Raw genomic sequence first — 1,331 nt, forward strand, 5'->3', positions numbered from 1 at the left:
TGAGTTCCCCCCGCTTTGATGGAGCGGTGGTTACCTGCTGCCGGCTGGCGCAGGGGTGGCGATTGGTGGCTCGGCTGGCTCGGTATGGCGGCTGTGCCAGGCGGCCTCGTATTCGTTCGGGCTGAGGTAGCTCAGTTCCTTCTGGATGCGGCGTGTGTTGTACCAGCCGTCGATGTAGGCGAAGATCGCGTTCTCGGCCTCGTCGCGCGTCCGCCAGGACGTGCGGTAGACAAGTTCGATCTTCAGCGTGGACCAGAAGTTCTCCATCAGGGCGTTGTCGTACGAGTCGCCGACGGAGCCCATCGAGGGCAGGATCCCGTTGTCCTGCAAGCGTTCCGCGAAGCGGAACGACGTGTAGTTCGACCCGCGGTCGCTGTGGTGGATCAACTGGCCGTCGCGGACGTCGCGCGACCAGATGCCGTATTCGAGGGCGGCGAGGATCAGGTCGGTGTCGCAGCGGTCAGACGTCTTCCACCCGACGATCCGGCGGGAAAACGCGTCGCGGACCGCAGCCAACCAGAACACGCCCTCACCGCACGGGATGCGGGTGGCGTCGGCGACCCAGAGCCGGTTCGGCCCGTCGGCGGTGAACTGCCGGTTGACCAGATCCGGCGCCGACGTGTGCCGGGGATCCTGCCTCGTGGAGCCGCCACGCCACCCTCGACGCAGGAACGCTCCCTGCCAGCCCTGCTCGGCCATCAACCGCTCGACGCGCTTGCGGCCCACGCCGATGCCGTCACGGCGCAGCTGACGGTGGACCCGGTCCGCGCCGTAGGTGCGCCCGGACGTCTCCCAGATCTCGTGGATGTTGGAGATCAGCCCCAGGTCAACCACGTCCCGGTCGCAGGGCTGCTCGACCTGCTTGACCCACGCGTAGTAGGTCGAGGCGCCGATGTTCAGGACCCGTAGCAGGAGCGCGACCGCGAACTGGTCACGGTGTTCGTGGATGAACCTCATGACCGTCGCCGGGTCGGGTCGAGCTCCGCCGCGAAATACGCGCTCGCAGCCTTCAGGATCTCGTTCGCCCGCCGCAACTCGGCAACTTCCCTACGCAGCCGGCGGTTCTCCTCCGCCATTTCGCTGGTCGGCCGGTCGTGACGCTCACCCGTGTCTGCCTCGGCCTGGCGGATCCAGTTCCTGAGCGCCTCGTGATGAACACCGAGCTGCTCGGCCAGACGCCGGATCACCGGCTTCGGGTCCGACTCGCGATACAGGCGCACAGCGCGCTGACGTAGCTCATCGGGGTACTTCTTCGGTGCTGCCACGGACGACTTCCTCCCCACGGCCATCAGACCATGATCAAGAAGCTCCATGAAAGCGGGGGTGGCTCA

2 protein-coding genes are annotated in these 1,331 nt (G+C 66.6%); both read right to left on the minus strand.

Annotation, left to right across the window (positions count from 1 at the left end):
• Nucleotides 1-30: 30 nt before the first annotated feature.
• On the minus strand, nt 31-957 hold the full coding sequence (locus ABZ738_RS32500) for an IS3 family transposase (protein ID WP_357219756.1): 927 nt from the start codon (nt 955-957) through the stop codon (nt 31-33).
• On the minus strand, nt 954-1,265 hold the full coding sequence (locus tag ABZ738_RS32505) for a transposase (RefSeq protein WP_357219759.1): 312 nt from the start codon (nt 1,263-1,265) through the stop codon (nt 954-956). The genes ABZ738_RS32500 and ABZ738_RS32505 overlap by 4 nt, the downstream gene beginning before the upstream one ends.
• Nucleotides 1,266-1,331: the final 66 nt, after the last annotated feature.

The sequence above is a fragment of the Micromonospora sp. NPDC047793 genome (assembly GCF_040642635.1).
Lineage (GTDB): Bacteria > Actinomycetota > Actinomycetes > Mycobacteriales > Micromonosporaceae > Micromonospora.

What these genes read in the sequence shown, in the direction of transcription:
- ABZ738_RS32500 (WP_357219756.1), bottom strand. Translation starts at nt 957, where the DNA reads ATGAGGTTCATCCACGAACACCGTGACCAGTTCGCGGTCGCGCTCCTG.